General features: G+C 72.4%; 19 protein-coding genes. 7 read left to right on the top strand and 12 right to left on the bottom strand.

From position 1 onward, the window contains the following. Positions 1-113 precede the first annotated feature (113 nt). Both ligD and ACFSE6_RS16610 read left to right on the top strand, forming a co-directional pair. Positions 114-1,169: a non-homologous end-joining DNA ligase gene (ligD, locus tag ACFSE6_RS16615; protein WP_388009824.1), complete on the top strand. Its 1,056-nt coding sequence runs from the start codon at positions 114-116 to the stop codon at positions 1,167-1,169. Between the two features lie 86 nt (positions 1,170-1,255). After that, positions 1,256-2,314 carry an ATP-dependent DNA ligase gene (locus ACFSE6_RS16610; protein WP_388009821.1) on the top strand — a complete coding sequence of 353 codons (1,059 nt, stop codon included), beginning with the start codon at positions 1,256-1,258 and terminating at the stop codon, positions 2,312-2,314. Here the strand turns inward: ACFSE6_RS16610 and ACFSE6_RS16605 are convergent. Both ACFSE6_RS16605 and ACFSE6_RS16600 read right to left on the bottom strand, forming a co-directional pair. Continuing rightward, positions 2,287-2,439 carry a methionine/alanine import family NSS transporter small subunit gene (locus ACFSE6_RS16605; protein WP_388009818.1) on the bottom strand — a complete coding sequence of 51 codons (153 nt, stop codon included), beginning with the start codon at positions 2,437-2,439 and terminating at the stop codon, positions 2,287-2,289. The two genes, ACFSE6_RS16610 and ACFSE6_RS16605, sit on opposite strands and share 28 nt — an antisense overlap. Continuing rightward, a complete protein-coding gene (locus ACFSE6_RS16600; protein ID WP_388009815.1) occupies positions 2,436-3,977 on the bottom strand; it encodes a sodium-dependent transporter in 1,542 nt (513 codons plus the stop codon). Before ACFSE6_RS16600 ends, ACFSE6_RS16605 begins: the two co-directional genes overlap by 4 nt. Positions 3,978-4,100: 123 nt before the next feature. Here ACFSE6_RS16600 and ACFSE6_RS16595 point away from each other — a divergent pair, with 123 nt between their 5' ends. After that, positions 4,101-5,306 (top strand): cobalamin-independent methionine synthase II family protein, encoded by a 1,206-nt coding sequence (locus ACFSE6_RS16595; RefSeq protein WP_388009812.1) that lies wholly within the window; start codon positions 4,101-4,103, stop codon positions 5,304-5,306. Here ACFSE6_RS16595 and ACFSE6_RS16590 read toward each other — a convergent pair. From ACFSE6_RS16590 to ACFSE6_RS16570, 5 genes are read right to left on the bottom strand one after another with little or no spacing between them, the layout of a single operon-like run. Continuing rightward, positions 5,284-7,401, bottom strand: coding sequence for a phosphotransferase (locus tag ACFSE6_RS16590; protein ID WP_388009809.1), 2,118 nt, complete (start codon positions 7,399-7,401; stop codon positions 5,284-5,286). The genes ACFSE6_RS16595 and ACFSE6_RS16590 overlap by 23 nt on opposite strands. Continuing rightward, the gene (locus ACFSE6_RS16585) at positions 7,394-9,193 is read right to left on the bottom strand and encodes an ABC transporter ATP-binding protein (RefSeq protein WP_388009806.1); all 1,800 of its coding nucleotides are present in this window, start codon (positions 9,191-9,193) and stop codon (positions 7,394-7,396) included. Before ACFSE6_RS16585 ends, ACFSE6_RS16590 begins: the two co-directional genes overlap by 8 nt. Beyond that, positions 9,190-10,452, bottom strand: coding sequence for a glycosyltransferase family 4 protein (locus tag ACFSE6_RS16580; protein ID WP_388009803.1), 1,263 nt, complete (start codon positions 10,450-10,452; stop codon positions 9,190-9,192). The genes ACFSE6_RS16585 and ACFSE6_RS16580 overlap by 4 nt, the downstream gene beginning before the upstream one ends. Then, positions 10,449-11,765: a glycosyltransferase family 4 protein gene (locus ACFSE6_RS16575; protein WP_388009800.1), complete on the bottom strand. Its 1,317-nt coding sequence runs from the start codon at positions 11,763-11,765 to the stop codon at positions 10,449-10,451. The genes ACFSE6_RS16580 and ACFSE6_RS16575 overlap by 4 nt, the downstream gene beginning before the upstream one ends. Next, positions 11,755-12,975 (bottom strand): glycosyltransferase family protein, encoded by a 1,221-nt coding sequence (locus tag ACFSE6_RS16570; protein ID WP_388009797.1) that lies wholly within the window; start codon positions 12,973-12,975, stop codon positions 11,755-11,757. The genes ACFSE6_RS16575 and ACFSE6_RS16570 overlap by 11 nt, the downstream gene beginning before the upstream one ends. 294 nt (positions 12,976-13,269) lie before the next feature. Here ACFSE6_RS16570 and ACFSE6_RS16565 point away from each other — a divergent pair, with 294 nt between their 5' ends. Together ACFSE6_RS16565 and ACFSE6_RS16560 are read left to right on the top strand one after the other, a co-directional pair. Beyond that, positions 13,270-13,974, top strand: a complete 705-nt coding sequence (locus ACFSE6_RS16565) for a purine-nucleoside phosphorylase (RefSeq protein WP_388009794.1) — start codon at positions 13,270-13,272, stop codon at positions 13,972-13,974. An 89-nt stretch (positions 13,975-14,063) separates the two neighbouring features. Continuing rightward, positions 14,064-14,759, top strand: coding sequence for a hypothetical protein (locus ACFSE6_RS16560; RefSeq protein ID WP_388009791.1), 696 nt, complete (start codon positions 14,064-14,066; stop codon positions 14,757-14,759). 12 nt (positions 14,760-14,771) lie between these two features. On the opposite strand, the gene ACFSE6_RS16555 is transcribed toward ACFSE6_RS16560, so the two are convergent. From ACFSE6_RS16555 to add, 4 genes are read right to left on the bottom strand one after another with little or no spacing between them, the layout of a single operon-like run. Next, the gene (locus ACFSE6_RS16555) at positions 14,772-16,382 is read right to left on the bottom strand and encodes an AMP-binding protein (RefSeq protein WP_388009788.1); all 1,611 of its coding nucleotides are present in this window, start codon (positions 16,380-16,382) and stop codon (positions 14,772-14,774) included. A 4-nt stretch (positions 16,383-16,386) separates the two neighbouring features. Continuing rightward, positions 16,387-16,854 carry a MaoC family dehydratase gene (locus ACFSE6_RS16550; protein WP_388009785.1) on the bottom strand — a complete coding sequence of 156 codons (468 nt, stop codon included), beginning with the start codon at positions 16,852-16,854 and terminating at the stop codon, positions 16,387-16,389. Between the two features lie 38 nt (positions 16,855-16,892). Then, complete coding sequence (locus ACFSE6_RS16545; RefSeq protein ID WP_388009782.1) at positions 16,893-17,588, bottom strand: DNA-3-methyladenine glycosylase I; 696 nt, start codon at positions 17,586-17,588, stop codon at positions 16,893-16,895. Further along, entirely contained in the window at positions 17,585-18,574 is a 990-nt protein-coding gene (gene add / locus ACFSE6_RS16540; RefSeq protein ID WP_388009779.1) for an adenosine deaminase, read from the bottom strand. The genes ACFSE6_RS16545 and add overlap by 4 nt, the downstream gene beginning before the upstream one ends. Positions 18,575-18,715: 141 nt before the next feature. Between add and ACFSE6_RS16535 the strand changes: the two genes are divergently transcribed. Continuing rightward, positions 18,716-19,807 (top strand): NAD(P)/FAD-dependent oxidoreductase, encoded by a 1,092-nt coding sequence (locus ACFSE6_RS16535; RefSeq protein ID WP_388009776.1) that lies wholly within the window; start codon positions 18,716-18,718, stop codon positions 19,805-19,807. Between the two features lie 21 nt (positions 19,808-19,828). Here ACFSE6_RS16535 and ACFSE6_RS16530 read toward each other — a convergent pair whose 3' ends face one another. Continuing rightward, entirely contained in the window at positions 19,829-20,800 is a 972-nt protein-coding gene (locus tag ACFSE6_RS16530; RefSeq protein WP_388009773.1) for an aldo/keto reductase, read from the bottom strand. A 49-nt stretch (positions 20,801-20,849) separates the two neighbouring features. On the opposite strand from ACFSE6_RS16530, the gene ACFSE6_RS16525 reads away from it, so the two are divergent. Beyond that, positions 20,850-21,221: a PIN domain-containing protein gene (locus ACFSE6_RS16525; RefSeq protein ID WP_388010055.1), complete on the top strand. Its 372-nt coding sequence runs from the start codon at positions 20,850-20,852 to the stop codon at positions 21,219-21,221. Positions 21,222-21,272 lie beyond the last annotated feature (51 nt).

Raw genomic sequence — 21,272 nt, 5'->3', positions numbered from 1 at the left:
GGCACGTCGACCCGTGCCCGTTTGAGATCACTCACATCTGGTGCGGCCCGGGAACTTCCCGTCCTGCCGCCGTGACGCCACGCCACGGTCCCCGTCGCTCTAGGCTCACCAGCATGGCGACCGACGCGAAGGTCATGCAGATCCCGGGCCACGGTAGTGCGGACGAGGCCCGAGAGGTCCGGATCTCCAGCCCCGACCGGGTGATGTGGCCCGACGCCGGCCGCGGCCCGGTCACGAAGTGGGACCTCGCCGCCTACGTGGCCGGCGTGGCTGAGGCCTTCCTGCGCGCCGTCGGCGACCGGCCGGTGACGCTGCAACGGTTCCGCGGTGGCATCGACGGTGAGGAGTTCTTCTCCAAGAACCCACCCAAAGGCGTCCCGGCGTGGGCACGCACCGTCGAGTGCACCTACCCGTCCGGCCGCAGACACCCGCAGCTGGTCATCGACGAGATCGCCACCGCGGTGTGGGCGGTCCAGATGTCGACCATCACCTTCCACCCGTGGCCGGTACGCACGGCCGACACCGACAATCCCGACGAGCTCCGGATCGATCTCGACCCGCAACCGGGCCGGGACTTCGCCGACGTCGTCACGGCGGCGCGGGCACTGCGGGATCTCATGGCCGAGCTCGGCCTGACGCCGTTCGTGAAGACGTCCGGCAACAGGGGCGTCCACGTCTACGCCCGGATCCGGCCCACGCACGAGTTCCTCGACGTGCGCCATGGGGTGATCGGTATCGCGCGCGAGCTGGAGCGCCGTCTGCCCGACCTGGTGACGACGGCGTGGTGGAAGGAAGAGCGAGGCGAGAAGGTGTTTGTCGATTTCAACCAGGCGAACCGGGACCGCACCATCGCCTCCGCGTACAGTCCACGTTCGCTCCCCGGGGCGCCCGTCTCCATGCCCGTGACCTGGGAGCGCCTGGAGGAGGCAGGGCCAGCCGACTTCACGGTGCACACCGTGCCGGACCTGCTGGCCACCGAGGGTGACGCCTGGGCCGCGATGGACGATCCGGCCGCCCTGGGACGTATCGACGCCGCGCTGGACCTGTGGAACCGCGACGTCGCGGACGGGCTCGGGGAACTGCCCTTCCCGCCGGAGTACCCGAAGATGCCGGGCGAGCCGCCCCGGGTGCAGCCGTCGAGGAAACGACGCGAGGACGACGAGTACTGAGCTTTCGCCCGGGCACGTCCCGGCGATCGGCAGAAGTGGACACCACCTCCGGACCGGGCCGGGCCCCGGGCCGGTAGGTTCACGGCATGGACCTTCCCGTGATGCCGCCGGTCTCGCCCATGCTGGCCAAGTCGGTCAAGAAGATCCCCGACGTCGGACACGTCGAACCGAAGTGGGACGGGTTCCGCACGATCATCTTCCGGGACGGCGACGACGTCGTCCTCGGCAGCCGGAACGAGCGACCGATGACGCGCTATTTCCCGGAGCTCGTGGACGCCGTGCGGGAGCATCTGCCGGCTCGGTGCGTCCTCGACGGTGAGATCGTCGTGATCACCGGCGAGCGGCTCGATTTCGAGGCGCTCCAGCAGCGTATCCACCCGGCGCAGTCCCGGGTGGAGATGCTGGCCGAGCGGACCCCGGTCTCGTTCGTCGCGTTCGACCTGCTCGCGCTGGGCGGCGAGGACCTCACCGCACAGCCGTTCGGCCGGCGGCGCGACCGGCTCGTCGAGGCGCTCGCGCCGGCGGACGCCCCCGTGCATCTCACCCGCGCCACGGCCGACCTGGGCGAGGCCCGCGAGTGGTTCGACACCTTCGAGGGGGCCGGACTGGACGGCGTCATCGCGAAACCGCTCGACGGCCCGTACCAGCCGAACAAGCGCGCGATGTACAAGGTCAAGCACGAACGGACGGCCGACTGCGTCGTCGCCGGGTTCCGGTGGCACAAGTCGGGCCCCGTGCTCGGTTCGCTCCTGCTGGGCCTCTACGACGACGCCGGCACGCTGCACCACGTCGGGGTGGCGGCGTCGTTCTCGATGGCCCGGCGCAAGGAGCTGCTCGAGGAGCTTGAGCCGTACCGCGAGGTTGACCTCGCCGAGCACCCGTGGGGCGCGTGGGCGGACCAGGAGGCGCACGCGGGCCGGCGGATGCCGGGCGCGGTCAGCCGGTGGAACGCGACCAAGGACCTCTCGTTCGAGCCGCTGCGTCCGGAACTCGTGCTGGAGGTGGCCTACGACCACATGGAGGGCGACCGCTTCCGCCACACCGCGCAGTTCCGGCGCTGGCGCCCGGACCGAGACCCGTCCTCGTGCGGCTACGACCAGCTGCAGGAGCCGGCCACTTACCGCCTCTCGGACGTGCTCGGCTGATCCCCGGGCGAGGTGTCCAGGTCCCCGCTGAGCGGGTTGCGCACGAGGTAGCGGATCGAGACGGCGAGCCCGCCCCAGACGACGAGCATGGCGACGATCATCATGACGATCGCGGTCGCGGTCATCGGGTGACCTCCTGGAGGGTCTCGGGGGTGAACTCGTCGACCGGTCGGCGCCACGGCAGTAACGAGAAGGCGACGGCGACGGCGACCATGAAGGCGATCGCCCCCCAGCCGAAGCCGTTGACGAAGGACCACGGGTAGTCCTCATACGGTTGCCGGAACAGCTCCATGGCTGTGGTGACGAGGATGTAGGCCAGCGCGAGCGGCACCACGACGGTGATCATCGCGGACCACCAGCTGCCGAGGCGGGCCGTGGAGACGTAGTTGAGGTGGGCGCGCAGGGTCGGGACCTTGCGCGTGACGAGGCCGACGAGCACGCAGGTGAGGATCGCCGAGGCGACGACCCCGACCTCGTTGGTGTACTTGTCGACCGTGTCGAGCGTCGCCAGCGAGGTGGTGGTCGAGAACAGCGCGAGCGAGATGACGGCGCACAGCCCACCGATGACGGCGGTCGCCTGCACCCGGCTGAGGCCGAACTTCTCCTGGAATGCGGCCGAGACCACCTGGAGGATCGAGATCAGCGACGTGAAGCCGGCCAGCGTCAACGAGGCGAAGAAGAGCACCCCGAACACGGGCCCGCCGGGCATCATCGAGATGATCTGCGGGAAGGTCATGAAGGACAGCGCCACGCCGGTCAGGCCCTCGAGATCGCCGACGGCCACGCCCTGCTGGGCGGCCATGAACCCGAGTGTGGCGAAGACCCCGATGCCGGCGAGCAACTCGAAGGAGGAGTTCGCGAACGCGGCGACGTAGCTGACCGGCACCAGGTTCGCCCGCCGCTTGAGGTAGCTCGAGTACGTGATCATGATGCCGAACGCGATGGACAGCGAGAAGAAGATCTGGCTGTAGGCCGCGACCCACACCCCGGGTTGCGCCAGTGCCGACCAGTCCGGGGTGAAGAACGCGTTCAGGCCCTCGGCGGCGCCCTCGAGGAACAGGGCGCGGACCACGAGAACCACGAACAGCACCACGAGCAGCGGGATGAAGATCTTCGTCAACCGCTCGATGCCCTTGGCGACTCCGAAGCCGAGCACCAGCAACGTCACGAGCCAGAGCCCCAGCATCGGCCAGAAGATGCCACCGACGAAGTCACCGGAATAGCCGGTTCCTGCGTCCTGGAGGAAGTCGGCGACGAAGAACGTCGTCGGGTCGTCCCCCCAGGCGAGGTTGACCGAGAACAACATGTACCGGATCGCCCAGACGATGATGACGGTGTAGTACGTCGCGATGACGAACGCGATCGCCACCTGGAACCAGCCGAGGCCCTCGAGTCGGCGCCCCAGGCGGCGGAACACCAGCGGCGCACTACCGCGGAACCGGTGCCCGAGCGAGTAGTCGAGCAGCAGGATCGGGATACCCGCGGTGAGCAGCGCGACGAGGTACGGCACGAGGAACGCACCGCCGCCGTTCTCGTAGGCCACACCCGGGAAACGCCAGATGTTGCCCAGGCCGACGGCAGAGCCGATCGCGGCCAGCAGGAACCCGAGCTGCCCTGTCCACTGTTCCCGCCCGACCTCGGGGGCGTTCTTCTGAGTCGTCATTGGGCGGCATCGTAGCGTCGCCGAGCGATTCCGGCCGCCGAACGCGCCGGACGAGGTGGTCACGTTCTGGGACGGCGCACCACGACCCGAGATCCGCGACCGACCGGCTGCCACGATGAGTCCATGCTGCGCTCCACGGACCGTATCCAGACCACGCACGCCGGCTCCCTCCCCCGAACCCGGGAGCTCATCGAGGCAAACCGGGCACGGGAGGAGGGGGCGGCCCCGGCGGGGTTCACCGATCTGCTCCGCGATCAGGTCCGCGCGCTCGTCGCCCGGCAGCTCGAGCTGGGCCTGACCGTCGTCGGCGACGGTGAGTACGGCAAGTCGATGTCCTCGCCCATCGACTACGGCGCGTGGTGGAGCTACTCGTTCCAGCGCACCGCAGGGCTGGAGCTGGACGAGAACCAGGCGTGGGCCACCGAGAAGGTGCTCTCCTCCCCCGGCGACGTCCGTCTGACCGGATTTCTCCACCGGCGGGACCGGCAGCGCTTCGCCGAGGCCTACGCGGACCCGGACTCCGGGATCATGCTGGGCAAGCCGAAGGCCTTCCCCGCTGTCACCGGGCCGATCCGCTACACCGGCCAGGACGCCATCGCGCAGGACGTCGCCAATCTCGCGGCCGCGCTGGAGGCGACCGGCGCGCCGGAAGGCTTCATCACCTCGGTCTCCCCCGGCAGCGCCTCACGCATCACCAACCGCTACTACGACACGGACGAGGAGCTGCTGTACGCGTGGGCGGACGTGCTGCGGGAGGAGTACCGGGCGGTCATCGACGCCGGTCTCCTCCTGCAGATCGACGATCCGTGCATCGCGGAGAACTACGACCAGATCGAGCCCGCGCCGTCCGTCGAGGACTACGTGGCCTTCACCCGACTCCGGGTCGACGCGCTGAACCACGCCCTGCGGGGCCTGCCCGAGGACCGCATCCGGTTCCACCTGTGCTGGGGATCGTGGCACGGCCCGCACACCACGGACATCGAGATGAAGGACATCGTCTCGACGATGCTGCGTGTCAACGCCGGCGCGTACACGTTCGAGGCCGGCAACGTCCGGCACGAGCACGAGTGGCGGGTGTGGGACGAGGTCGAGCTCCCGGAGGGCAAGATCATCGCCCCCGGGGTGGTCTCCCATGCCACGAACGTCGTCGAACATCCGGAGCTGGTCGCGGACCGGATCGAGCGCTTCGCCTCGCGTGTCGGCCGGGAGAACGTCATCGCCTCGACGGACTGCGGCCTCGGTGGACGGATCCATCCGCAGATCGCGTACGCGAAGCTGGAGGCACTCGCCCAGGGGGCGCAGATCGCTACCCGTCGGCTGTGGCGGTGACGAGCAGCTCCGTCGCGAGGTCTTGCCACCGAGGGCGGATCGCGTACACACCGGCCAGCCGGACCCGGGTGGCCGTGGCGTAGTCGGGGACCCGTTTCCACAGGCACGGTTCGTCCGGGAGGGCCGCGCGGAACGCCTCCTGCGCCACGGCAGCGCGGCGGGCGCCGAGCAGTCCCTGGCGGACCCGCAGGTCGAGGTGGACGAGGAGGTTGGCGACGTCGAGCGCGCGCTCCCCCATCGCGAGCGTGTCGACGTCGATGAGGCCCAGTTCTCCCTCGCCGTCCAGCAGCACCTGCTTGTCGTGCAGGTCCCGATGCAGCATGCCGAGGTACGGCGCGACCGGCAGGTGGCGCAGTCGCTCCGCGGCGTGTGCGACGGCGTCGCCGGCCACGTCCGGATCGATCCGGCCGGCCTCCACCGCGCGGTCCACGGCTCGGGTCATCGCCGCGACCTCCGCGGCGGCGTCGTGGGTGGGCAGGCCGGTCGGGTCCAGGGCGTGCAGCTCACTCACCGCCCGCCCCACGCCGGCCCAGGTGCGGGCGAGCGTGTCCGGGCCGAGGCTCCGGCCAGCCTCGAGGAGGGTGGTGCGGCCGACTGACGTCAGCCGCAGGGTCCCGGCGCGCTGGTCGACGTCGAGGAGGCGCGGGACCGCCACAGTCCTCAGTGGCGCGAGTCGGCGCAGTCTGTCGGCGACGTCCGCCGTCCTGCGGGGACGGACGACCTTGACGTACTCGGTGCCGGCAGCGCCGTCGACGGCGACCACGGCACGACGGCCGGTGCGGTGGCTGACCAGGCGCGCTCCGGGCAGCGCGAGCGTGGGCGTCAGGCCGGGAAGGCGGTCGTCGTCGGGCGGCTCCGGCGTGCGCGGGGCGCGCGGCCGGGCGGGCCGGTACCCGCAGTGCCCGTGACCGTCCCGCACGGCGGAGGCGGCGAGCGTCCCGGCCGTCTCCACGAGCGCCGCCACATGCTCCGGCCAGCCGGGCAGGTGCCGCCGGAAGGGCTCGACGGCGCGTTGCAGCAGCGCGCCCGCGGTCAGCGCGGTCAGCGCCCGGGGGTCGGTGTGGCCGCCGGCGGCGTGATAGCCGTCCAGCAGCGACCCGGGCGTGGGCTCGCCCGTGACGCCACGCGCCAGCAGGTCGGCCACCACGTCCGCGGCGGCCCAGGAGGCGAGGTCGGTCAGCGGGTCGTCGACTCCCGCCCGGTCCAGGTCGATGACGGTGGGCCTGCCGTCGGCCCCCAGCACGACCTGGTCGGCGGAGAGATCACCGTGGACGAGGGACCGGGCGGAGCGGTCTTCCGACGCGAGGAGCACCTGCTGGGCGACGGCGCGGGCCGGCCGGCCTAGCGAAGGGGCGACCGCCTCGACGGCACCGACGGCGCCGGAGAGGGTGCGGTGCAGGTCCATGGGCTCCAGGCCGGGTGGGACGGGCGCTCGATGTGCCGCGGCGAGCACGGCCCCGACGGAGCGGCGATACCGCTGCGCGGACGCGCGGTCCACCGTCTCCAGCGCGGTGCCCGGGACGAACCGGGTGGCCACCACGCCGTCCTTGCCGGTGGCGAGGAGTTCCGCCGTCGGCAGGTGTGGCGCCAACAGGCGGTGCGCGGCCACGTGCGCGGCGGCCGCACGGGGTCGGTGGACCTTGAGCACCCGGCCCCGGCCGGTGTCGATGCCCACCCACCGGCGCGCGGGTTTGTACGCCACCGCCTGAGCAGCCGGGTAGCGGGTCAGCACCGACCGGACGCCGGGCAGGTCCCGGTCGACGGCCACGTCGCCGACCACGAGCCCGGCGTCCCTGTCGGTGAGGATGACACCGCTGTGCCGGGCGGCGGCCCGCCACGACTTGTCGAGCTTCTCCGGGGCTCCCTCCCCGTAGGCGGCGGCGAACGCGCGGATGCGTGCGCCGTCGGACCGCCGCAGGATCAGGCCGCCGACCAGTGAGGTGCCCGGTTTGTAACGCAGGTAGGTCAGGCGCGCCCCGTCGACGTCCCACCCGGCGTCCGCGAGGCGCTCGGCGAGGCATGCCTCGTCGAGGACCGTGGCGATCCCGGGGACGCCAGGATCCGCGGCGGCGAGGGTGCGGTCCTCCTCACGCACGGCGCACCTGCGCGGCGACGTCGCCAAGGACCGCCAGGCGAGAACCCGGGGTAGCGGCGAGCCCCTCCGGGCTGCCCTGTTCGAGGACGCGACCGCCGGAGAGCACGACCACCTGGTCGCAGTCCAGGACGTCGGCGAGGACGTGGGTGATGACGAACGTGGTGCGCCCCTCGGCGAGTCGGTCCAGGGCGTCGCGCACCACCGCGGAGTTGTCGGCGTCGAGTCCGGTGGTGGCCTCGTCGAGGATGACGATCGAGACGTCGCGGAGCATGGCGCGGGCGATGGCGATCCGCTGCCGTTGGCCGCCGGAGAGCGTCTCCCCGCGTTCCCCGACCACGGTCTCGTAGCCCTCGGGCAGCGTGCGGACGAACGCCTCGACGTTGGCGTCCCGGGCCGCGCGCTCGACCTGCTCGTCCGTGGCCGCGGGGTTCCCGAGACGGATGTTCTCCCGGACGGTCCCGGTGAAGAGCACGGATTCCTGCAGGACCACGGCGACCCGGGAGCGCAGTGAGTCGATCGTGACGTGGCGCAGATCGTGGCCGTCGATGCGCACGGCGCCGGAGACGGGGTCCTGCAGCCGCAGCAGCAGGGATGCCAGCGTGGATTTGCCCGAGCCGGAGTGCCCGACGAGGCCGACGCGGGTTCCCGGGCGGACGTGGACGGTGACGTCGTCGAGGGCGGTGGAGCCGTCCTCGTACCGGACGGTGACGTGGTCGAGGGTGACCTGGCCGGCGGGGCGGTGGAACCGGTGGGCGCCCGGCGCGTCGGCGATCTCCTGACGGGTCTCGACGAGATCCAGGATGCGTTCGCCGGACGCGGCCGCCTTGGCGATGCGGCCGGTGTACTTGGCGAGGTCGCGCATGGGTTTGAACGCTCCCTTGAGGTACTGGACGAAGACCACGAGCTCGCCGGGGGTGAGGTGGCCGCGGAGCACGGACAGGCCGCCGACGAAGAGCACCGCCCCGGTGGCGATGCCGACGAGCAGGTCGGTCCAGCGTTCGAGTGCCGCGGACAGGCGGGTGGCCTTGACGCCTTCGGTGAGCTCCTTGGCGTTCGAGGCGGAGAAGGTGTCCTCGAGTTTGTGCTGCAGGGAGTACGCCTGGACCACCTTGATCGCGCCGAAGGATTCTCCGGCGGCGCCGGCGAGCTCCCCCTCGCGCTTGCGCTGGGTGCGCGCCGCCGAGGTGATGCGACGGGAGGAGCGGCGCGAGTGGAGCAGGAAGACCGGGAACGCCGCCAGGACCACCAGCCCGAGCCGCCAGTCCAGCACGAGCATGACGACCATCATCGCGACCAGGGTGACGACGTTGCCGATCAGCGGCATGGCGGCCGTCACGGCCACGTCGCGCAACTTCCCGACGTCGGAGATGAGCCGGTTGATGAGGTCGCCGGAGCGGGTGCGGTTGTGGAAGCGCAGCGAGAGCCGCAGCGCGTGTGCGTAGACCTCGGCACGGACCGCGGTCATGGTCCGGGTCCCTGCCAGGGCGAAGCACACGGTCATCGCGTAGGCGGACAGGGCGCGCAGGCCCGCGACCGCGACGACGGCGAGGGCGCACAGGACGAGCAGGCGCACGGTGCCCGGCTGCTCGCCGGACGCGCCCGGGGCGATGACGGCGTCGATGACGAACTTCAGCGGCCAAGGCTCGAGAATGCGGAAGGCGACCTCGGCGAACAGGGCCACGAAGCCGCCGGCAACCAGGGGCCGCTGGGGCCGCAGGTGCGGACGCAGGTACGCGAGGGTCCGACGCAGCGCCGGTGCGGCGCTGCGCAGATCAGCGGGGCGGGCGCTCATGCCAGGCTCCGGACGGGGTCGTTGTGGCCGGTGGCATCGGCTCGGAGAGGGCCGGGGAGCGTGCCGGCCCGGGCGTCGGCGTCGAGCGAGAGTCCGGCGGCCGCGAAGCTGCGGCGCACGACCTGGCCCCAGGTCCGGGCCTGTTCGACGGTCTGCCGCGCGGCCCGGCCGAGCCGATGCCGCCGCTGCGGTTGCGCGGCGAGCTGGGTCAGAGCGGCGGCCAGCGCCGCCGGGTCCGAGGCAGGCACGAGCACGCCGTCCCGCTCGTGGCGCACCAGGTCGGTCAACTGGCCCACGGCAGAGGCGACGACGGGAAGCCCGGCCGCCATGTACTCGAGCACCTTCAACGGCGAGAAGTACGTCTCTCCGGACATCTCCGGTGCGGGATAGGGCGCGGCGGCGACGTCCATGGCGCCGAGCCAGCCGGGGACCTCGGACGGCGCGACCGATCCGGTGAACGTCACCGCGTCGGCGAGGCCGCGCTCGTGGGCGAGACGACGCAGCGGCTCGGCCTGCGGCCCGTCCCCGACCAGGACGAGGCGGGCGTCCGGGACCGCGGGAACCACGCGCCCGAAGGCCTCGAGCAGGGTCTCGGTGCCGTGCCAGGGCTTCAGGGTGCCGACGAACCCCACGGTGAAGGGCCGCCGTCCCGACCTCGGCGCGGGCCGGATGCGGTCGGTGTCGACCCCGTTGGGTTCGACGACGACGTGGGCGCGCGGCGACTGGCGGCGTGCCCAGGCCGCGACCGGTTCGGAGACGCACACCGCGGCCGTCGCCACGGCGAGGACGTCGCGGGCCACCGTGCTCGCCTCGGCCACGTGGACCAGGCCACGGTGGCGTGCCTGCTCCAGCGGCAGCGGGGCGTTGACCTCGAGGACGGACGGGATGCCGTGTGCGGCGGCGTAGGCGGTGCCGGCGCGGCTGAAGAGCGAGTAGCGCTCGTAGACGGCGTCGAAGCCTCTCCGGCCCGCCGCCGCGGCGAGTGCGGAGCGCATCTCGGCGTCCGCGTGTGTCAGGCGGCGTTCCCGGTCGGCGAGGTCACCGCCGGTGACGCGCTCGAGGCGGTGGGTGAGGAGACGGCCCTCATCGGTCGCACGGGCCAGGGGCCCCGCGGGCGATCCACCGCTGCGGCGGCAGAAGAGCTCGACGGTGTGCCCCGCCCCGAGCAGGACACGGATGACCTCCTGGACATGCACGGAGGCGCCCTTGGTGCCGAACACGGGGATTCCGGGGTCGGCGCAGACGTACGCGATCCTCATACCGTCACCTCACTGACGCGGCGTGCCCTGCTGGTGCTCGTGTCGCGGGTCCGGCCGAGCGACCGCGTGGCCGCCGCCGGGCCGGCCGGCCGGTTCGTGCCGGGCACCAGGGCGTCGAGCTGCGCCGCCTGCCGGGCGGCGTCGAACTCCTGCTCGACCAGGGCGCGCGCCGAGCGTGCGAGACGAGCCGCCAGGGCGGAGTCACCCAGCAGGCGCGTGATCGCTCCGGCCAGCGCGCCGGCGTCGTGCTGCGGGACCTGAAGGCCGGTGACCTCGTGGCGCACGGCCTCTCCGATTCCGGTGACGTCGGTGGAGACGACCGGCGTGCCGAGCGCCATCGCCTCGAGCAGGACGGTCGGCAGGCCGTCGGCGTTCCCGTCGGCGCCCACCACGCAGGGTGCGGCGAGCACGTCGGCGGCCGCGACCGCGTCGCGGACCCGGTCCTGCGGCTGCGGCCCCGCGAGCTCGACCAGCTCGGCCACACCGAGTGTGTGGATCTGGGTGCGCAGGTGCGGCTCAAGGTCCCCGCCGCCGAGGATCCGGCACCGGACCGGCTGACCGGCGTCACGCAGCGCGGCGACGGCGGAGATCAGCACGTCGAAGCCCTTCTTCTCCACCAGGCGTCCGACCGCCGCCACGGTCGGGAGCTCGGGCGCCGCCACCGGCCGCTCGGGAGCGGCCGGTGGGGAGAACGGGAAGGCCGCGAGGTCGAGCCCGTTGTAGACACGGTGGACGGGCGTGCCGGCCGACGCTGCCGGGTATCGGTCGGCGATGTGCCGGACGTTGTAGTCGGAGACGGTGACCACGTGGTCGGCGTCGGTGATCTTGCGGGCGTTCTCCGCCGGTTCGACGTCGGCGTGGAAGAGGTCTTTGGCGTGCGCGGTGAACGAGTACGGCACGTCGGTCAGCAGGGAGGCGAGCCGCGCGACCGTCGTGGCCAACGAGGCGAAGTGGGCGTGCAGGTGGGTGATGCCGCGGGCGATCACGGCCTCGGCCAGGTCGACGGCCTGGACGGCGTCGGAGACGTCGGCGGCCAGCAGTTCCGGCAGCGCCGGACCCAGGCGTGGCAACTGCGGGTACGCAGCGGTCAGCGACGCCCACACGTCCTCGGCCTTACGCGGCCGAGCGAGGTAGCTGACCGGCGCCTGGACGCGCGCGAGGGTGTCGTGGAACCGAGGGTCGTTCGGCGGCCGGAGCGAGAAGATCTCGATCTCGGTGCCGCGGGCTTCCCGGGCGAGGATCTCGCTGACCACGAAGGTCTCGGAGAACCGGGGGTACATCTTCAGCACGTAGCCGATCCGTTCAGGCGACATCGGCGTTCTCCTTCTCGTCGGCGAGTTCGCTGAACAGGACGGGGAGCCGGCGCAGACCGTCGAGGTCGATGCCGTGGCCGGCCACCGGGGCCCGGCGGACGGCGCCGGCGAGCCAGTCGGTCAGAGCCGCGGCGGAGAGCCTGTCCGGGGTGAGGTGGTCGATGACGCCTGCAGCGGTCAGGGCGCGGGCACGCACCAGCTGCTCGGTCCGCGGCCGCACCCTCGGGACGACGAGCATCGGCGTGCCGGCGGACATGGCCTCGCAGACCGTGTTGTACCCGCCCATTCCGACCACGGCGGAGGCTCCGGCGAGCAGCGCCGTGGCGTCCTCGACGAACTCGTGGACCTCGAGGTCGGGCCGGCTCTCGGCGATGCCGTGGATCCGGCATCGTTCTCGGGGGGGCATCTGGGGCCCGGTGACGAGGACTCCGCGGTGGCCGGCGGGCATCGCCGCGCGGGCGAAGGCCTCGGCGAGTGTCGCGCCGTCGGATCCGCCGCCGACGGTGGCGAGCACGTAGGGCGACTCGACCGCGGTGCGCCGTCCGGACGGCAGGGCGTCCCGGCCGTGGGCCAGGTAGCCGGTGTGGACGGTCCGGTGACGCAGCCGTCGCGGCAGCTCGAGCCCGGCCAGCGGGTCGTGCACAGCGGCGTCGCCGTAGACCCAGACGGCGTCATACCACCGATCCAGTGCGGCGCCGTTGCGTTCGGCGGACCATTCGCGCCGGGCGACTGCCGGGTCGTCGAGGACGTCACGCAGGCCGAGGACCACCTGGGTGGTGCCGGCGAGCGCCCGCAGGGCGGGTTCGAGCTCGCCGCGCAGGCCCCGTGGGTGCTTGTCCACGACGAGGACGTCCGGGCGGAAGCTGGTGAGCGCCGCGGTGAGGACCGCACGGCGCATGTCGACGACGTGCCGCTGGCCGACCGAGAGATGCCGGGCCCCGTAGTCGCCGTCGGCGTCCTTGGCGAGACCGGGCAATGAGACGAGGTCGCAGCCCCGAGGCCGGTGTGCGGCCACCGCCTCGGGCGCCCCGGTGAGCAGCAGGATGTCCGGGGCGGGTTCCATCCCGGACAGCGCGTGCGCGATGGCGAGGTTGCGCCTCACGTGTCCGAGGCCCTGCGCGTCGTGGGAGTACAGGGCCACGCGGGGACGCGTCCCGGTGCGCACGTCTGCCGACCGGGCTGCTGGTGGTGCCGGCACCGTCGTGGTCATGGTTTCCCTCCCTGTCTGCGACGTCCGGTGACGTCACAGGCGACGATGCCTCGCCACCGTGAGCGCGAGATGATGACGAGATGAGAAACTCTTCATGAACGCCCAGGTCACGCCGCCTCTCGAGCGACCCGGACCGACGTGACGGCGCCCTCGCCCCCTCGATGCCCGCGACTCGTCAACGATGTGCCGACTCGTCAACGTTGTGCCCAGTTGTCAGAAGAGTGCACGTGCACAGGAAGGACAAGTCGGCACAGGAGTGACGAGTCGCCGGGGGTGGGGTGGGAGGATGGCGGCATGCCTACCCCGCACATCGCCGCCGAGGTCGGCGAGATCGCTCCCGCCGTCCTCCTGCCCGGTGACCCGCGCCGCGCCGAACGGATCGCCGCCCAGCTCATGCCCGACGCGCGGCAGGTCTCCGACGTGCGCGGCAACGGTGTCTACACCGGACAGGTCGACGGCCGGCCGCTGACCGTCATGGCCTCCGGCATGGGAATGCCGTCCCTCGGCATCTACGCGAACGAGCTGTTCGCGACCTACGGGGTGGAACGCATCGTCCGGGTCGGCACGGCGGGTGGCATGTCGCCGCAGGTGAAGGTCGGCGACGTCGTCGTCGCGCTCGGCGCGCACACCGACTCCGCGATGAACGACCGCCGCATCGCGGGGATCCGGTTCTCCGCCGTCGCGTCCTACCCCCTGGTGGCCGCGGCCGTCGCGGCGGCCGGCGACGATCCGGTCCACGTCGCCCCCGTGGTCTCCCGGGACCACTTCTACGGCAACCCGCCGGAGCAGATCCAGGCGCTTGCCGACCACGGCACCCTCGCGGTGGAGATGGAGGCCGCCGCGCTGTACGGCATCGCCGCCCAGTACGGCCGACAGGCCCTGGCCGTGTGCACGATCTCCGACCACCTCCTCGACTCCTCGCAGGACTTCAGCGCCGCACAGCGGGAGGAGAACTTCCAGCGCGCCCTCCAGCTCGCGCTGGCCGCCGCGCTGGACTGAGCGACCTGACGCGCCGATTGCCGTTGCGGACCCCACAGTGATTGGCGCATCCTTGTGTGACAGCGATCACGCCAGGAGTGGAGCAGGTCATGGACACCAACTACGACATGCTGCCGATGCTCGGGCGGGGAAAGCACCGCAATCCCCGCAAGGGCGCGTGTTTCATGGAGCTCGCCTCCTACCTGGCCGGTGAGCGGTGGAGCGACCGGCCCTCGTGCACGCACCGCCTGCTCGCCCATCTCGCACGGCTGGTCAACGACTGCACCTCGGACGCCGCTCGCCCGCAGCTGGCCCCGCTGGTCCCCTCCGTCATCGGGTTGACGAGCACGGACCCGCGCTGGGACCACGAGATCGCGCTCCTCACGGCAACCCGGGCGCTCCCCGTCGTCGCCGAGGAGACGCAGCGGTCGCTGGCCGTCGGAGCCCTCAGCGTGGACCGCATGCTCGCGGCCGGGGACGGCCGTGACCCGGACACGCTGCGCACCACGACGGCACTGGCGCTGCGCGAGGCGCCGTTGGCGGCGCAGTGGGCGCGCCGGTTCATCTCCCACGGTGTGGTCGGCCCGGTCCGGTTCCACCCAGGGCCGGTCATCCTGGACTTCGCCGTGCCGGGCATCGCCACCGCGTGCGTGCCGGACAGCGACGAACGGCTGCGGATCCTGCTCGCCGACGCCGTCGCCGTGTGCCGCGGTCTGGCACGCGGGTACCGTGCGTCCGCCGAGGCGGGGCCACCGCTCGAGCCGGAGCAGTGGCGCGAGGTGGTCGCCCCCGCCCGCGTCGGCTGAGCCCCCCGGCGGCTACCCCGGCTCCGAGGTCAATTGGGCACGTAGCGCCCGTAGGTCCACCTTGCCGGTGGGACTCCGCTCGATCTGTTCCCGGAGCACCACCCGCTTGGGTTTCTTGTACCCGGCGAGCCGGCGGCCCACGTGCGCCGTCAGGTCACCGGCCGTCACCGCCGAGCCCGCCCGGAGCGCGACGACGGCGGTCACCGCCTCGCCCCACCGCCGGTCCGGGAGTCCGAGGACGACGGCGTCGGTGACCTCCGGGTGACTCAGCAGGGCTTCCTCGACCTCAGCCGGGTAGATCTTCTCGCCACCGCTGTTGACGACCGCGCTGCCGCGGCCGAGCAGCTCGACATACCCCTCCCCCAGCACCTGGACGTAGTCGCCGGGCACCACGTGCCGCCGGCCACCGATCACCGGGAAGGTCTCGGCGGTCCTGCCCGGGTCCCCGAGATACCCCTGCGGGAGCGCACCCCGGAATCCCAGCACCCCGACCGCACCCGGCATGTCCTGGACTTCCTGATGTGCGGCGTCGAGCACGACGGCGCCGGGGAACAACCGCAACCGGGCCGGCAGGTCGTCGGCGGACCCGGAGACGGCGACGGCGTAGGGCCCACCTTCGGTAGAGGCAAGGAAGTCGGAGATCGTCACGTCACCGAGGGCGTGCAGTCGCGCCTTGACGTCGTCGGACAGGCGCATCCCGGAGGAGATGACGGAATCCAGGTGCGGCAGCACGGGGCCCGCGTCCGCGGCGTCCGCCTCGACGGCCTCGAGCAGCGGCCGGGCGACCGCGTCCCCGGCGATGATCCACCGCGTCGCCAGCTGGTCCCGGGCCAGCCGGATCGCCGCCTCGGCGTCGAGCCGAGGCGAGGCGAGCACGACGACGGTGCCGCCGAGGCTCAGCACGTTCATGCTGTTGAACAGCGCGGTGCCGTGCATGAACGGCGCGAGCGGCATGACGACGACGTGTGGTGTGCCCGCGTCGCTGGCGACGCCGATCGCCGCCTCGAGCGTGCCGGGCACGGGCAGGCCGAGCGTCCCGTAGGTGGCGTACTGCTGAGCCTCGAACAGGTCGGCGACCGACCAGACGACGGCCTTGGGCCTGCCGGTGGTGCCGCCGGTGCACAGCAACAGCCGCCCGTCGTCGGGTATCTCGGGCCGATGTTCCTCGGCGGGGGCGTCGAACGGCACCGCGCCCGGCACCGCGGGACGGGCGCCGGCGTCGTCGTCGACCTCGAGGCGCAGTCTGAGCTCCGGCACCTCGGTCCGGTCGGCGGCGGCCGTGACGGCATCGGCGAGGGACCGAGGGTAGACCAAGGCCGTGGCCTGGACCTCGGCCAGCAACCCGGCGAGCTCGCCGGCTCGTGAGCGGAAGTTCAGCGGTGCCGGCGCGGCACCGAGCGTCAGCGCGGCGAAGAGCGCCGAGAGGTACTCGGGGCAGTTGTAGGCGTAAATGGCGACGGTGTCCCCGCGGCCGATGCCGTGCGCGCGGAACAGGCCGGCGAGGCGAGCGGCCTCTCGCTCCAGCTCCCGGTAGGTCAGTGCGCGCTCGCCCGAGGTGACTGCGACCCGGTCCCCGACGGCGGCGGCGACCTCGCGCCAGAGCTGCCCGTAGGTGCTGCGCACGGTGCTATCGGTAGTAGCGCAGGACAAGCTGGGCGACGCAGGCCGGCTTGGCCGCGCCTGCGACCTCGAAGGTGGTGTCGACCTGCAGCTGGTGACCGCCGTCGAGCTCGGTCACGTCGCTGAGCGTGCCGGACAGCCGGATGCGCGAGCCGACGGGTACCGGCGCGGGGAACCGCAGCTTGTTCAATCCGTAGTTGACGCCGGTGCCGACCTCCTCGACGACGAACACCTCGGCCATGAGCGGGACGATGAGGCTGAGGGTGAAGTAGCCGTGCACGATCGTCGTACCGAAGGGGCTCGCCGCGCCGGCCGCCTCGTCGAGGTGGATCGGGTTGTGATCTCCGGTCAGGTCGGCGAAAGCCCGGACCTCCTCGGCGGTGACGGTCCGCCAGGACGACGGACCGAAGCTGGCACCGGCCAGGCCAGGTAGATCGTCCACCCTGGCACGTAGCACGTTCTCGGTCGTCGTCATCGTCTTCCCTCCACGCCTCGTCACGCGTCGCCCGCAGGCTACCCGAGCGTGGCGATGCGCAGGCGTGGGGTGCCGTCGGGATTCCATACGCCGGAAGAGCCTCTGCGGTGGGAGTCGACGAGATGGGTGTCGACGATGCCGATGGCCTCCATGAGGGCGTGCATGGTGGTTGGGCCGACGAACACGAATCCGCGCCGTCGCAGCTCCTTCGACAGGGCCACCGATTCCGGGCTGGTGGTGGGAACCTCCTGCGGTGTGCGCGGCAGCGGCGTGCGCTCCGGTCGGTAGGACCACACGAGCCGTTCGAGGCCGCCGTCCGCCCGCAACATCACCGTGGCGTGGGCGTTGGTGCGGGTGGCCTCGATCTTGCGGCGGTTGCGGATGATGCGCGCGTCCTGCATCAGTCGCGCGATGTCGCCGTCGGTCATCGCGGCGACCGCGTCAGGATCGAAGTCGTGGAAGACCTCCCGGAACGCGGGCCGTTTGCGCAGCACGGTGGCCCAGGAGAGCCCGGACTGGAACGCCTCGAGGCTGAGCCGTTCGAACACGGCGGCCTCGCCGGTCACCGGCATGCCCCATTCGGTGTCGTAGTACTCGCGCAGCAGCGGGTCGGTAGCCGCCCAGGTGGGCCGGGCCAGCCCGTCCGGTCCGACGACGACGGCGCCTGACGTCGTCCCGGTGGTCTCGCTCGCCGCCGCGGACTCGCTCCCCCCGGTCGTCTCGCCGGCCCTCATGGTGTGCCGCCGAGGTCCCGCTCGAGTTCGGCGTGCAGTTCGCGGCGGCGGGACTCCTCCACCCAGGCGGCGTCGATGCCGTTGCGGGCGAGAGTGCTCAGGTGCTCCTCGCCCAGGTCGAGTGCCTCGGCCGTGCGGTCGGTGACCTCGTCGAGGTAACCGCCGAAGTAGGCGGGGTCGTCGGAGTTGAGGGTCACCATCACTCCGCTGTCGAGCATCCGCCGCAGCGGGTGCTCGTGCAGCGCGTCGACAACCCGCAGGCGCAGGTTCGAGACCGGACAGACGGTGAGGGGGATGCGCTGGGCCACCAGCCGGGCGACCAGCGCCGGGTCGCCGCAGGCGCGCACGCCGTGGTCGACGCGTTCGACGCGGAGATGGTCGAGCACGCCCGTGACGTTCTGCGGCGGTCCTTCTTCGCCGGCGTGCGCGGTCAAGTGCAGGCCGTGGGCGCGGGCGAGGTCGAAGGCCTCGACGAAGTCGCGGGCGTGCGCGGTGAGCTCGGTCGAGCACAGCCCGAGACCGAGCACCGGGTATCCGGACTCCACGACCTCGCGGACGGTCGCCAGCGCCGCCTCGCCCGGGAGATGGCGCAGGACCGTGACGATGAGCCCGGCCGAGAGGCCGTGCCGGCCGGGCGCAGCCTGCAGGGCGCTGGTGACGCCGTCGAGCACCTCGGCCGCGCGCACACCGCGTCCGGTGTGCGCCTGCAGGTCGAGCGAGACCTCGGCGTGGCGCACCCCCGCCGCCGCGGCGCGCGCGAGGTACGCGTCGGTGAGGGCGTGGAAGTCCTCGCCGGTGCGCAGGACCTCCTGGCTCATCGTGTACAGGTCCAGAAACGACTGGAGATCGGTGAAGTCGAACCGGGCGCGCAGCTCGTCGGGGTCGCGCCAGGGCAGGTCGAGGCGGTTCTGCTCCGCCAGCCGGAACGTCATCTCAGGCTCGAGCGTCCCCTCGAGATGAAGGTGCAGCTCGGTCGGCATCCGCATGGGGCCAGTATGCCCAGCCGCCGCTGCCGCTGTGTCTGTCGCGTTCCTCGGACCCGTCGCGGGTCCCCGGTCGCCTGGTGCGCACGCGCCCGCCCGGCGAGGTGGCCGGACACCGACCGACGAGCCGGACAGAATGGTCAGGTGAGCTCGTCCTCCTCCGCCGTCGTCATCGGGGCCGGCGTGGCCGGCGCCTCCGTCGCCTTCGCCCTCGCTCGCCGCGGGGTCGCCGTCACGGTCGTGGACGACGGCGCCGCGGGTCAGGCCACCGCGGCCGGCGCCGGCATCGTGGCGCCGTGGCTGTCCTCCTCGACAGGACGCTTCTACGACCTCTACGCCGCCGGGGGCGCCTTCTACCCGAGGCTGCTCGACCTCCTCGGCGAGGCGGGCGTGACTCCCCCGGACTATCGGCGCACCGGCTCGCTCGCGGTCCACCACGATCCTGGTGTGCTCGCCGCCGCAGAGGCGAACGTCCGGGAGCGGGTCGCCGCCGCCGGCGCGGTGGCCGGCCGGGTCGAACGGCTCCACACCGGGCAGCTGCGCGACCTCTTCCCACCGCTGGCCGAGGACCTGTCAGGTTTCTTCCTCACCGGTGGCGGCCGGGTGGACGGACGCACGCTGCGCGACGCGCTGCTCGCGGCGGCAACGCGGGCCGGTGCCCGGCGGATGAGCGGGGCTGTGCACCTGGCCACCGTCGGCGAGGCCGTGACCGCCGAGGTGAACACGACCCCGCTGGAGGCGGACGCCGTCGTCGTCACGGCCGGGGCGTGGACCGCGGACCTGCTGGCTCGCGCGGGCGTGCGCGTGCCGGTGGTACCCCAGCGTGGGCAGATCACCCACCTGCGCCTGGAGGGCGCGGACACCTCGGCGTGGCCGACGGTCACCCCTCTCGCCCACCACTACCTGGTCGCCTTCGACGCGGGACGAGTGGTGGCCGGTGCCACCCGGGAGACCGGGAGCGGGTTCGACCCGCGCATCACGGCCGCCGGTCAGCTCCAGGTGCTGCAGGACGCGCTGTCGATCGCCCCCGGCCTCGCCGACGCCACCCTTATCGAGACCCGGGTCGGCCTGCGCCCGCTGCCCGACGAGCTGCCCGTGGTCGGCCAGGTGGGCGAGCGGCTGTGGGTGGCGACGGGGTACGGCGCCGGTGGCCTGACGATGGCGCCCCTGCTCGGCGATGCGCTGGCCCGGGCGGTGGTCGGCGAGGACGCACAGGAGATCTCCGGGCTCGTGTGAGTACCGGGCTCGGCGCGCTCCTCAGAACGAGGAGCCCGCACGCGGGAAGATCGCGGCGAGAGCTTCCTCGTCCTGCTCCGTCGGTGTCCACGAGACGGCCTCGGCGTTCTGGGCCACCTGCTCGGGTGTGGTGGCGCCGGCGATCACGCTGGCCACCGCGGGCTGGGACGCCAGCCAGGAGAACGCGACCTGCACCTCGGCCATGTCCCGCTGGCGCGCGAACTCGCTGAACGCGCGAACCTTGTCCATGAGCTCGGCGTTGTCGAGGAGTTCCTGCTTCGACCGGCTCAGCCGGCTGCCCTCGGGGGCGCTCCCGGAGGCGTATTTGCCGGTCAGCAGGCCGTTGGCCAGCGGGAAGAAGGGCAGGAGGCCGAGTCCGTAATGCTCAGCGGCGGGGATGACCTCGCGCTCGGCGGACCGCTCGATGAGGCTGTAGTGGTTCTGCGCCGAGATGAACGGCGTGAACCCGCCGTCCAGCGCGACATGGGCGGCCTCGGCGATCTGCCAGCCGGCGAAGTTCGAGTGCCCGATGTACCGGACCTTTCCGGACCGGACGAGGTCGTCGAGCGCGGAGAGCGTCTCCTCGATCGGGGTGTCGGGGTCTGGCCGGTGCAGCTGGTAGAGGTCGATGTACTCGGTCCCGAGACGGCGCAGGGAGGCCTCGGCCGCCTTGACGAGGTAGCGGCGCGACCCGCGCGCCCCGAAGTCGGTGCCGTTGGCGCCGCGGGCGTCCATCCCGAACTTGGTCGCGACGATCGCCTCGTCGCGCCGGCCTGCGAGCGCGCGGCCGAGAAGCGTCTCGCTGAGCCCCGGCTCGGCGCCGTAGGTGTCGGCCGTGTCGAAGAGGGTGATGCCGGCGTCGAGGGCGGCACGGACGACGGCGGTACTGCCCTCCTCGGTCTGCGTGTCGGTCCCGGCCCGGCCGAGGTTGTTGCACCCCAGTCCGACGGTGGAGACGGTCAGTCCGGAACGCCCGAGTCGCACGTAGTCCATAGCCGCGAGCCTAGTCCGGCGGGGCATCGGCGGCGCCGTGGCGACCATCATGAGGCGCTACGGCGTGACGACCAAGACCGAGGCCGTCGATCTCGCGCTGCGGCACCTGGCCGGCGATCCGATGTCCCGCGAGGCGGCGCTGGCGATGTCAGGCGCGCGAACCGACGCCGGCGAGCGCGACCTTCGCCGACTGCTGGACCGCTTTGCTGTGCTCCGCATCGACCCGGTCGCCGACTTTGACGGTGCGGTGACGATCTACCGCACCTGTCGTCGGCTTGGCGTCACGCCCCGCGGCCTGATCGACTGCGTGATCGCGGCCGTCGCGCTCCGGAACGGTGCCGTTGTCCTCGCACACGATCGCGACCTCGCGCAGCTTGCCGATGCCGTCGGGCTGGCGCTCGATCCGGCGTCGCACCGCTAGGCACGTCTCCTTACGCCGAGCATCAGACCCCCTCGGCAGTCGGTTGCCGCC

Source organism: Georgenia deserti (genome assembly GCF_042680605.1).
GTDB classification, from domain to species: Bacteria; Actinomycetota; Actinomycetes; order Actinomycetales; family Actinomycetaceae; genus Allobogoriella; species Allobogoriella deserti.
This window is presented reverse-complemented; position numbering and strand designations above follow the sequence as displayed.

Coding starts and splice junctions, on each gene's coding strand:
- ligD (WP_388009824.1), top strand. CDS start 114: ATGGCGACCGACGCGAAGGTCATGCAGATCCCGGGCCACGGTAGTGCG.
- ACFSE6_RS16610 (WP_388009821.1), top strand. CDS start 1,256: ATGGACCTTCCCGTGATGCCGCCGGTCTCGCCCATGCTGGCCAAGTCG.
- ACFSE6_RS16605 (WP_388009818.1), bottom strand. CDS start 2,439: ATGACCGCGACCGCGATCGTCATGATGATCGTCGCCATGCTCGTCGTC.
- ACFSE6_RS16600 (WP_388009815.1), bottom strand. CDS start 3,977: ATGACGACTCAGAAGAACGCCCCCGAGGTCGGGCGGGAACAGTGGACA.
- ACFSE6_RS16595 (WP_388009812.1), top strand. CDS start 4,101: ATGCTGCGCTCCACGGACCGTATCCAGACCACGCACGCCGGCTCCCTC.
- ACFSE6_RS16585 (WP_388009806.1), bottom strand. CDS start 9,193: ATGAGCGCCCGCCCCGCTGATCTGCGCAGCGCCGCACCGGCGCTGCGT.
- ACFSE6_RS16580 (WP_388009803.1), bottom strand. CDS start 10,452: ATGAGGATCGCGTACGTCTGCGCCGACCCCGGAATCCCCGTGTTCGGC.
- ACFSE6_RS16575 (WP_388009800.1), bottom strand. CDS start 11,765: ATGTCGCCTGAACGGATCGGCTACGTGCTGAAGATGTACCCCCGGTTC.
- ACFSE6_RS16570 (WP_388009797.1), bottom strand. CDS start 12,975: ATGACCACGACGGTGCCGGCACCACCAGCAGCCCGGTCGGCAGACGTG.
- ACFSE6_RS16565 (WP_388009794.1), top strand. CDS start 13,270: ATGCCTACCCCGCACATCGCCGCCGAGGTCGGCGAGATCGCTCCCGCC.
- ACFSE6_RS16560 (WP_388009791.1), top strand. CDS start 14,064: ATGGACACCAACTACGACATGCTGCCGATGCTCGGGCGGGGAAAGCAC.
- ACFSE6_RS16550 (WP_388009785.1), bottom strand. CDS start 16,854: ATGACGACGACCGAGAACGTGCTACGTGCCAGGGTGGACGATCTACCT.
- ACFSE6_RS16545 (WP_388009782.1), bottom strand. CDS start 17,588: ATGAGGGCCGGCGAGACGACCGGGGGGAGCGAGTCCGCGGCGGCGAGC.
- add (WP_388009779.1), bottom strand. CDS start 18,574: ATGCGGATGCCGACCGAGCTGCACCTTCATCTCGAGGGGACGCTCGAG.
- ACFSE6_RS16530 (WP_388009773.1), bottom strand. CDS start 20,800: ATGGACTACGTGCGACTCGGGCGTTCCGGACTGACCGTCTCCACCGTC.
- ACFSE6_RS16525 (WP_388010055.1), top strand. CDS start 20,850: ATGAGGCGCTACGGCGTGACGACCAAGACCGAGGCCGTCGATCTCGCG.